Origin of the sequence: Fulvivirga imtechensis AK7, from assembly GCF_000331535.1 — a bacterium.
Classification (GTDB): Bacteria; Bacteroidota; Bacteroidia; order Cytophagales; family Cyclobacteriaceae; genus Fulvivirga; species Fulvivirga imtechensis.
The window spans coordinates 1-9350 of record NZ_AMZN01000042.1; the positions used below are offsets into that span (position 1 = coordinate 1).

The following is a 9350-nucleotide window of genomic DNA, read 5'->3' on the forward strand; positions in this document are numbered from 1 at the left end:
TACTGGTACGCATATACGCAACTTTTCAGCGAACTTTCAGTTTTTTCCAGTCTTTTCCCGAGCAAAAACAGATTTTTGCTAGGCTCCTATGTCCTCATTTTCAACATTTCAAGTAAAGCTCTCCTTCTCGTTTGAAGGGAGTTTAAAGATACCAATTTTTATTATTTGGGTCTGTTTTTTAGCTGATCTATGTATAATTCATAAACCTTTAACAGTACCACATTACCTCGAATAGACCTTGCTAATTCTATATACAGGTCATTTGTTGTACCTTGTGATTTTCCTTTCTCTGCTTCAGAGCTATATGTTTTAAGTGATTCTTTATCCTCACTGGCTGCATTTTTATTCCCGTACGTCATTGTTTCCCTTTCCTTAACCCTATCTTCTAAATACGAGGTGTCATTAACCGATATAAATGTTTGCAACGATATAATTAGTTCAGTATGATACTTTGATTCAAGGATTGGAAGAACACTCTTTATTTGTTCTATCAATTTTCGGAGACTATCAAAATACATCACATACTTTTTAACAAAAAATGGCCTATTTAATAAATAAGCCTTATCATACATATACTGGAGGTCATTAACTGTGATTTTTGATAAATCCTTTGGAGGATAGGGTCTTTCGCTTGTCATATAATTAAGATCATCTTTATATCTTTTGATATAAATTGAAAGAAGATTATCGGCTTTTAATACCCTTTTTGCTTCAAGTTTCTTTTCTTCCTTTTCACTTTCAATTCGATATAGATAATCAACCAAAACAACAGTCACTAGTACACCTAGTAGCTCCGTAAAAAGATTAATCCTATAACTATCGTCTAAAGGCAAAAAGTAAACAATCAAAGCTAAGAAGGCTACTGAGGCTGGAACTAAAAACCTAATGCGTGTTATTAATTTCATCCGGTTAAGTTAATATAATTCCCTTCTTGCCCCAACCCCACAACCCAAGCTATTGTACATAACATGCTCTTATATAAACTCCTCGGTTTTTTAGCGGCCTGAAGGATTTTATCTGCGGGTTATATAAGCATATTATATAAAATAGCCCCTGCAAGCAACCCTGTCCAGCCCTCCGGTACGCACTGCACCCGATCAAGAGCCTGCATTCTTACCGCACCAGTCACGTTATTATTTCATGGCAGGGCTTTCCCGTGGCTTGGATCATTTTTGTAGATGCTGCAAAAAATTGGTGTCTGATCTTTTAGCGGTATTTTTCACATCATCTACAAAAACGGCTATTCTTCCATCAACTCGAATAATGCAAGACAGCTTTTATGATAATACCTTAAACCTGATTCGTCACCATTACATAACATAGTTTTGTTGAAGGGAGTAAATTGCAATCTTCGTTCATTGTGACAATGTGGACATATAATTGTTTTCGGTAAGCTTTCATAGTACCTGGTACCGATGATCTTGCCATAATGGTTTATCAATACTTTTTTCATATCTCCAAGGTATAAAGGCAACTAAACTTAAATTAGGACGTGATAAAAAACCGTTTTTTTGAAGGGTAAAAGCCTGGACTACATTTTATAATTTGTCGTGATCTTTGAAGGCTTTTAGTCTTCAAAAAAATGCTGCGAGGCAACTACTTGCTTTCCTCTGGTGCTTCCTGGTCATGCCGCTGCTAAAGCTCACTGCCCTGAACCAACCGTTCAAGTCCTGCTGTCTAAACCTACTGGCACTGTCCCCCTGCGAGCCGCCTGCGAGTCCGAAGGAAGCCAGCCAAGGGGGAGCGAAGCGGCTTGGCTGTGTCTGACTGAGGCTAAAGGCGAGCACAAACAAGGGCTGTGGGTTTTTATTTTTTGCCTACCTGCCGGAGGCTCATTAATCAATCAAAAATAAAAATAGGAACAGCCGTGACGAGGAGCGGATAGACAGCAAAGGGAGGTAAATGCAAATCGGCCCTGTGTGTCGGCTAAATAGTGGAGCAAGCAAAATGATATGGTGATACCGCTGCCGCTCTCCTTTTCAGGAGTGCAACCCATCAGACAACAATCACGGTATCATTTTGCTTGTGGAACGGTTTAAGGCGTGAAGATTTGCATTTACCGGACTGTAGCCTGGCTAACGCACCGCAGGCACACCGCTTTACCTTAGTGCCGCCATTAGCGGCAAAGTGCGGTGGCCTTGTGCGCATTGGGGCGGCCATGTGCGGAAGGTTTTATCGTTCTAAATCTTCGGGGTTTCTACTGGTGTGAAAGACCGCATAAACTACTATCGTTTCCTTTTCTATGCCATATACAACTTTGTAAGGAAAACGTTTAAGTACAGCAACCCTTTCTTCTCCACTTCCAATCGGGTACAACAATGGGTTTTCTGTTATCCTGTTAAAATACCCTTCAAGCAAGTTTACAAACTCTACACCAAGACCTTCTTTTTGACCTTCATACCATGTAAAAGCATCACTGATCTCATCAGCTGCTTCTTCTTTAACCTCAAAATGGTATTGCATTATCCCTGAAGGCGCTTTTTTACTTCATCCCAACTGTAGGATTTGGATTCTCCTTTTTTATGGCGGGCTATTCTCTTATCCAATTCCTCACGCTCTGCTTCACTAAGCAAAAGGCCACTGGATTTATCTGCTTGCATCATTCCATAAACAAGTTGGATAAAACGTTCGTCTGCTTTGCTTATGTAGTCCTGAAGCTCTTTTCGTAAGATTACAGTGTTCATGGCTATTGGATTATCGTGTGATTGTAAATATAACATTTTCATTCTTACTTTTAGTTTCATTATAGCCCCCACACTTCTGCAGGGGCTTTTCTTCTGATTTTCTAATTAAACTGCTCTTTCCATTTCTTGTAATGTGCATGATGGAAGCACTCATTTAACCGCTGCAACGCAAAGCAGGTATTCTGGATATCGTATTGGCCTATCACATCTTTTTCAAGGTAATGGAGCAGGTAAACTGCTTTGGATAGTTCTAAACTTAACGAGGCATAATCACCTGCATAGTTGTTTTCTATATGCTCTTTGAGCTCGTGAAGATCTTCTGTGTTTAATCTTTTCATTTACTTGTATTTTGGAGATAAAAGAAGCCTTCGCTTAGGTTTCTCCATGCTCACAAGTAAGCATCTACAGTCGTTTCCTGGCTGCTAACCATACGAAGGCTATTTTTTAATCTAGGGATATAGATTGCTTGTGATTTGGAGTAAAATTATCTAATTCAATGCTTTTTGCCTATGGGCTTCTGTTTTTACTGTTCATGGCTTTATTTTTTATTCTTCTGGTTCATTCATCGGATGGAAGCGGTCAATATCCATTTGTAAACCTTCCATATCGTTTCGCAGGTATCCTTCAGTACTAAAAACCCGCCTGTGGCCAGCCATATATTGCACTTCTCTTAAGTTATATTGCTTGAGCCAATGGGTGATCACACTGGTTCGGATATGCCTTACTGATTGTAACTGTGGCTCTTGTTTACGTAAGCGCCTCATAAGGTTTCTTAATGATTCATTGTATTTTGCAAAGCCTGTGATCAGTAAAGCTTCACTGTTTTCCTGATTAAAATGGTACTGAAGTTCTTTTCTGGTTTCATTGATATATCTGTCCAGTTCTATAATCTGTACTGCTTGTAAAGCCAGATTACGGGCGGCATGGCTACGGCTGTTCCTGACGCTTATCTTTCCCGCAAGTACATCCACATCTTTTACCGCCAATCCTGCGAGTGCAGTAGTATCCAGTCCCTGGAAAACCATAAAGCCAATAGCGATCTTATTACGGATAGCGGATGCATAAGCAGTGTGTTTGGTTTTACGGCATCCTCTAATGTTAAAGTTGGTGTACAGGTTTTCTAACTGCTCCCTGCTAAGGACTGGATAGATTTTACGGGTACCTGAGCCTTTTAAATCCAGATATGCGGCTGGATTTTGGGTAATAATTTCTGCCTGAACCAAGGATTCAAAATAGTGGCGGATTGCTACCGCATTACCTTGTATGCTATGGGTAAGCAGGTTCTTTTTTTTCAGAACAGTTATATAGTCCAGCAACTCGCTGTAGGTGATATATTCGGTTTCTATGTGCTTACTTTCTGCCCATCTTATAAAGTGTTCACAACAACGGCTGTAGCTGGTGATCGTGCTTTTTGAACAACCTCTCTTTTGCAGGTATTCGGTATATAATTGCTGATTATCCATAGACTTTTTCCATTAAGTGGGTGTATATCTGTGTGCTTTCAAGTGAGTAATGCCCAAGGAACTGGGCTACTTTTTCCAGGCTCATGCCTTTGTAAAGCAAGTGCGTGGCAATACTGTGCCGCAGGATATGTAAATGCAGGTTCATTTGCCGCAAGGCTGCGTTATCGCTGTATTTTTGCAGTGTTTTTAACCGGCTGTTGAACGTACATCCTGTAAGCCTGCCGCCTCTGACACCCAAAAAAAAGGCTTCTTCTGTAGCGCTTTTAATGAACTGTGGGCGTGCTTCATATTGATAGTCCTGCAAATGTTTGAGGGTAGTTCTTCCCAGCGGCACAAAGCGGGGCTTGCCTCCTTTTCCCTGCCGTACTTCCAGCAGGCGGTTATCGTAGTGAATATCGGATAAGTTTAGTTGCTTGCCTTCTGTTCTGCGTAAACCGCAGTCATAAAACACCGCAAGCATGGCTTTATCACGCAGGGCAAGTGCCGACCGGTCTGCTCGTGAGTAAACTTCATCCTTTGCTTCTGCTGCTATATCTGCTGCTTCATATAGTTTTTTAACCTGCTCCATAGTAAGCGGTATTACTTCTTCCGGATTCGGGGTTTCTTTAGAGATGCCGGTCGGTGGTATCTCTATACGTGCTTGTTTACGAAGGTATTCAAGCAATAAGTCTATGGCATTCAGGTGGGCATTCAGATAGTTGTTGGATAATCCGCCCCCGCGTCTCTGGTTGCTCCTTTGGGACAGTTGCCTGTAGTAAACTTTGATCAGCGGTATGTCAATCTGGTTAATTCGGGTGTAGCCGTTATTTTCCATGTAGTGCAGGAACTCACGGATATAGGTTGGAAAGGATCGTACCGTGGTTGGGGCATAGCCCAAAATGTCCAGCCACTCACCAAAGCTTTTTTCGAGGTAACGGAAGGCGGCAGTTTTCAGGGGTAATTTTTTCATTCCGGTATGTGTTTTCGTTTTGAACTGAACTTCTTCTTTTTTGTGGGTTTATTGGCTCTAAGGAGCTATTATGTGGTTCATTTTCTACTTTGAACTTCTTTTGGGCTTCTTGGTCTTCTTTTCTGTATCTTGCTGACCTTTCAGGTTGATAACTATCTCATCCAGTACGCTTTGTATCTTTTTTGTCCGTAGCTTCTGATCTTCATAACTGACCACTTCATAAGCAAAGCCGTTCTTTCTGTCTCCTTTTATTTTCCGCACCAAGCCCCATTCCTGCAGGGTGATCATGTACCGTTTCTGATTGCTCGCATTCACTCTTAAAGCCTGTCGGGCTGACACGTTGGTGAAGCTGTTTTTATCTTCTTCTTTCAGCCATATTTTCAGTTGCTCGAAGTAGCTGCGGGTGGCTCCGTTCAGGTCATCTGATTTGCGGAGCAGTATTTCTTTCATCAGGGCATTGGCTTCCTCGATATCTTCCAATGTGGTTTCTATGTATTCTTCTCCTGTTTCCTTATCGTATTGTTTCTCTCTTTGGTACTGGTGGTAAAAGGTCACGGCTTCGATAAAGGCCAGATAGTGGGCGTTTGTCCTTCGGGGTTTTAGCACTTCTTCGGGGATGTGAAGGGATTCTGCAAAAGGGTTTCTGATCTGGACGGGCTGTAATATGCGTTGGGTGTTTTTCAGGAGTTCTGCAATGCCATGCTCTTCGGTTACATCTATTTTACCTGCTGATAGTTTTCTCTGATAAGCCATTATCTTTTGATCCTGCTCTTTGCTTTCATCAATGTAGATCAGGAATGAACGGTTGGCATTGTCTTCATAAAGGCTTTCTTTAGTGGTGCAGCCTGCTACACATACCGGCCCTTCTACTTTCAGTGTAATGGTTTTAGTTTCCCCTCTGGTATTTTTAACGACTATGGTTTTACTGATGCGCTTTTTGGATTGGATCTCACGCAAGGGATAAAGTACATCTTCCGCACCGTCAAGGTCTTCAATCAGTATCAGTTTATTCCTTAATTCCTGCTGTCCAAAGTAGTAAAAGGCATTGCCTGACAGGCTGGTGATTTCGAGTTTATCTTCTTCGGGGATCAGCGCGCCTACTTTTTCCTGCAGGTGGGTTTTTCCTATTCCTGAACTCCCCAGACTGATCACGTGCAATGGATTTTCCCGCTTTCTGCTGGTAAAGATCAGGTACATTAAGAGCCTGTTGTTTTCTTCTCCGATCACTCCGGCTTTCCCGATGTCTTCTTTTGTCCTTTGCATCAGGTTTGGACTGGATAAATAGAGCTGTGCTTCTTTGGTTTCATCAGGGGTCAGGAACTTGCACTTGTCCTGTGACTGGCTTTGCCTTTCGATCTCTGCCATGCGGTAATCTTCCAGTTCTTCGGTCAGCTCTGCCAGTGCTATCGTGACTACACTGGTGCCTATTTCCAGTCGTTCGGCCACTCTGCGTACAAGCTTTTCTACCTGTATGTTGTTGTACAGGTCAAGGTTGTGCCGGATGGCTTGTTGTTCGTATTTGATTTTCAGAGTGGCCCGCATCCTGTCCAAACCTTCCAACCGGATGCCGCCAAGGACAGTAATCTCCAAAGGTGGGTGTTCATAAGTGATATGATCAGGGTTGGTAGGGTCAAATTTGTTGCTTTCTCCCATAATTGCAGACAATAATATTTTTTGTATTGTATTGTCTGCAATATTAGATTATTCTATATACTATTCCAATAGTGTAGATATATTTTAATAACTATAAATGATTATATTTGCAGAGTATTGTCCTTTTTGGACGTTAAAAGCCGATTATTCTATGACTTTGGGTGAAAAAATAACCAAGCTACGTAAAGAAAAAAAGCTATCTCAAATTGATATTGCCAACGCCATTGGGGTTTCACGCGATGCTATTTCCAAGTATGAAAGGGGGGACATTGTCCCTTCTGTTGAAAATGCCAAAAAAATAGCACTTACCCTGGGGGTAAGCCTCGATTATCTTGTTTCCGAAGAAGAACAGCAGGAAGCCATTGACAACAAAATGATGCAACGCATCAAGGAGATACAAAAGCTTTCCGAAGCTGACCAGCAAAATATCATTTCTGTGATTGATGCTTTTGTAAGGGATTCCAAGACCAAACAGGCTTATAAGTAAAAACCCCAACCGTTTCTGATTGGGGTTTTAAATTTCTAATTCTTTTCTCGATCCATTACGATTGACTGTCCCGGAATATCAACAACGTAACTGTAGTTATTTCCCTTTCTTGGATTATATATCTTTAAAATAGCATACCGATAATCAAACAAAGCAGGCGCAATTTCTAATTGATAATTATTGGTTGACTGCTTTTCTTTACGGAACACACTATAATCAAAAGCTAAATACATTTTACCAACATTGTCTGAGGTAAGCTTATCAAATATGGAATCAGATAATAACAAGCTTCCGGGGGAATAATCCACATCAAAAACCTCTTTTTCATTATCGTTACTATAGACGATTATTCGAGAGTTGGTTATAGTTCCCACTTGAATTTTATCATCAATAGAAATAATGATATTAATATCATGCTCGCTCTTTTCCTGACCATATACACTAGTTGAAAGAGCTACTATCATTAGGATTGGAATAAGTTTTTTCACAATAAGTAACTTCTATTATTTGATTATGTTCTGCATCGCTGCCTTTCTAATTGTAAACACGGCTTTCATATTACTTCCTTTGTAAAATGCTGCACCTAATGGAGCGGGCTGTATTTTAGGCACTGTACTATTGGACTGGGGAATCACTTTAACAGGCCCTAAACGTCCAACTATCACATTGCTACTATAAGTATTAAAAGTGACCTGATCGCCTAAACCTACACTTGGTCTAGTTGCATCCTGCTGAAAGGCTTGTCCATCTTGTTCTACCACCGCTGTTAAGTGAGAGTGTATCATCGCGGCTACATCTGCCACGGTTGACCCTTCAGGTAATTGCGGTACTGAAGTGCCAGCTTCTAAGAACTTAAACCCTCCTTGCTCTGTAACTTTTCCTTTTTCGCCTGTTTCACCTCTAACCACTTTTCCATCATTCATTACCAGAGAAGATTCTTCGCTCATACCTCCATTCGCTTCAGTTCTTTCCAAGACATTTAAAGCTTCACTCAATACTGCTTTTGTGGTTTGAAAACCGCTAGCCACATCTTCGGCAGACGCAATACCTCCCTTTTTATAATCCTTCTTTATCCTGTTTGCGTCATCCTTGTTGGTGATGATTGAAACATTCCCATCATTTCCATTTTCATCTTCTCCAATCTTCTTGCCATTCTCATTAAAAAGTTCTGTAAACGCACCTGTAGGATCAATTAAACTAATAGGGTTTCCTGCAGCCCATGAGTATGGAGACATTCTATAATACGCTTCTGCTCCCGGATCTATCTGCCACGTTCTAACTGTTAAAGGATCGTACATTCGCAGTCCAAAATCGTAAGTTTCCAACTCCATATCTTTTATAAACTCCTTGCCCTGATATAATTTATCGTTACTCAAAGCCGATACCCTTTCATAACTCAATGCCTCTATGGGTGCCCCGTAAGGATACAGCGTGTGTGAACTGATAATCGGATGTTCTGAAAGTGTAACTTTAAAATCATCCCAGTAAACTGCTCCCGTTGCACTTTCCATTGTTACATAGCAGAAAATAAATCCCTGTTCGCTGATGATAATATCATTATCAAAAACCACATGTTCCTTGCTGAAGTTGCCCGCACTACTGATCTGCTTAAAGCCTGATCTTTTATATATCATATTCTTATCAAAGAATATATAGTTCAGATAGGCGGCAGGTACATTGTCATCACCACTGCCGTTAAGCCCTAAAACACCATAAGCATTATCAAAAGAATTGTAAATGGTTTGCTGTACTTCATTGCCGCCATTCACTCCGCCAAAGGCGCCTGCAACAGCTCCCACAAAACTGGCTAAAGTTGTGGTACTACTGTAGCCGTTCCCTCCTTCAAAGTAGGCATAACCTTCCATTTTTATAGTATCACCAGGACTTACCGAAAGGCTGATTGCTGGCCCGACAGGTTGAGCACTGGTAAGCTTCGCTACTTTATCAGGAGATTGGGCAGCTCCAACAAAAGTCTCTCTTGTTTCTGGCAGGTTGCTAAAAAGACCTTCTTCCTCTGATGAATTCCCCAGCTCCATAGTAGCCGTAAAGTCCCATTTCTTAGGTTTTGTAGTGAAGACAACCCTGTTATTTCCGAGGTGATCACGTAAGTAATA

The 9350-nt window shown here is 41.1% G+C and carries 11 protein-coding genes; 1 reads left to right on the forward strand and 10 read right to left on the reverse strand.

Going from position 1 to position 9350, the window contains the following annotated elements; genetic code table 11:
* Positions 1-161 precede the first annotated feature (161 nt).
* The 8 genes from C900_RS11975 to C900_RS12010 form a co-directional block, all read right to left on the reverse strand.
* Positions 162-905 carry a hypothetical protein gene (locus C900_RS11975; protein WP_009580150.1) on the reverse strand — a complete coding sequence of 248 codons (744 nt, stop codon included), beginning with the start codon at positions 903-905 and terminating at the stop codon, positions 162-164.
* Positions 906-1240: 335 nt separating this feature from the next.
* A complete protein-coding gene (locus tag C900_RS29895; RefSeq protein WP_009580151.1) occupies positions 1241-1453 on the reverse strand; it encodes a hypothetical protein in 213 nt (70 codons plus the stop codon).
* Positions 1454-2172: 719 nt separating this feature from the next.
* Positions 2173-2463, reverse strand: a complete 291-nt coding sequence (locus tag C900_RS11985; RefSeq protein ID WP_009580152.1) for a type II toxin-antitoxin system RelE/ParE family toxin — start codon at positions 2461-2463, stop codon at positions 2173-2175.
* The gene (locus C900_RS11990; RefSeq protein ID WP_157494003.1) at positions 2463-2726 is read right to left on the reverse strand and encodes an addiction module protein; all 264 of its coding nucleotides are present in this window, start codon (positions 2724-2726) and stop codon (positions 2463-2465) included. The genes C900_RS11985 and C900_RS11990 overlap by 1 nt, the downstream gene beginning before the upstream one ends.
* A gap of 59 nt (positions 2727-2785) precedes the next feature.
* A complete protein-coding gene (locus tag C900_RS11995) occupies positions 2786-3022 on the reverse strand; it encodes a hypothetical protein (protein ID WP_009580154.1) in 237 nt (78 codons plus the stop codon).
* A gap of 207 nt (positions 3023-3229) precedes the next feature.
* Positions 3230-4147: a tyrosine-type recombinase/integrase gene (locus C900_RS12000; RefSeq protein ID WP_009580155.1), complete on the reverse strand. Its 918-nt coding sequence runs from the start codon at positions 4145-4147 to the stop codon at positions 3230-3232.
* Complete coding sequence (locus tag C900_RS28385) at positions 4140-5096, reverse strand: tyrosine-type recombinase/integrase (RefSeq protein WP_009580156.1); 957 nt, start codon at positions 5094-5096, stop codon at positions 4140-4142. Before C900_RS28385 ends, C900_RS12000 begins: the two co-directional genes overlap by 8 nt.
* An 84-nt stretch (positions 5097-5180) precedes the next feature.
* Complete coding sequence (locus C900_RS12010; protein WP_009580157.1) at positions 5181-6749, reverse strand: hypothetical protein; 1569 nt, start codon at positions 6747-6749, stop codon at positions 5181-5183.
* 97 nt (positions 6750-6846) lie between these two features.
* On the opposite strand from C900_RS12010, the gene C900_RS12015 reads away from it, so the two are divergent.
* Positions 6847-7236, forward strand: coding sequence for a helix-turn-helix domain-containing protein (locus tag C900_RS12015; protein WP_083867484.1), 390 nt, complete (start codon positions 6847-6849; stop codon positions 7234-7236).
* A 35-nt stretch (positions 7237-7271) separates the two neighbouring features.
* Here the strand turns inward: C900_RS12015 and C900_RS12020 are convergent, their stop codons facing one another.
* Positions 7272-7700, reverse strand: a complete 429-nt coding sequence (locus tag C900_RS12020) for a hypothetical protein (RefSeq protein WP_009580159.1) — start codon at positions 7698-7700, stop codon at positions 7272-7274.
* A gap of 39 nt (positions 7701-7739) precedes the next feature.
* Positions 7740-9350: RHS repeat domain-containing protein (locus C900_RS12025; RefSeq protein ID WP_221408130.1), on the reverse strand; the 1611-nt coding region annotated here is incomplete at its 5' end.

Excerpts from the sequence above, each read along its gene's own strand:
- C900_RS11975 (WP_009580150.1), bottom strand. The coding sequence starts at position 905 with ATGAAATTAATAACACGCATTAGGTTTTTAGTTCCAGCCTCAGTAGCC.
- C900_RS29895 (WP_009580151.1), bottom strand. The coding sequence starts at position 1,453 with ATGAAAAAAGTATTGATAAACCATTATGGCAAGATCATCGGTACCAGG.
- C900_RS11985 (WP_009580152.1), bottom strand. The coding sequence starts at position 2,463 with ATGCAATACCATTTTGAGGTTAAAGAAGAAGCAGCTGATGAGATCAGT.
- C900_RS11990 (WP_157494003.1), bottom strand. The coding sequence starts at position 2,726 with ATGAAAATGTTATATTTACAATCACACGATAATCCAATAGCCATGAAC.
- C900_RS11995 (WP_009580154.1), bottom strand. The coding sequence starts at position 3,022 with ATGAAAAGATTAAACACAGAAGATCTTCACGAGCTCAAAGAGCATATA.
- C900_RS12000 (WP_009580155.1), bottom strand. The coding sequence starts at position 4,147 with ATGGATAATCAGCAATTATATACCGAATACCTGCAAAAGAGAGGTTGT.
- C900_RS28385 (WP_009580156.1), bottom strand. The coding sequence starts at position 5,096 with ATGAAAAAATTACCCCTGAAAACTGCCGCCTTCCGTTACCTCGAAAAA.
- C900_RS12010 (WP_009580157.1), bottom strand. The coding sequence starts at position 6,749 with ATGGGAGAAAGCAACAAATTTGACCCTACCAACCCTGATCATATCACT.
- C900_RS12015 (WP_083867484.1), top strand. The coding sequence starts at position 6,847 with ATGATTATATTTGCAGAGTATTGTCCTTTTTGGACGTTAAAAGCCGAT.
- C900_RS12020 (WP_009580159.1), bottom strand. The coding sequence starts at position 7,700 with ATGATAGTAGCTCTTTCAACTAGTGTATATGGTCAGGAAAAGAGCGAG.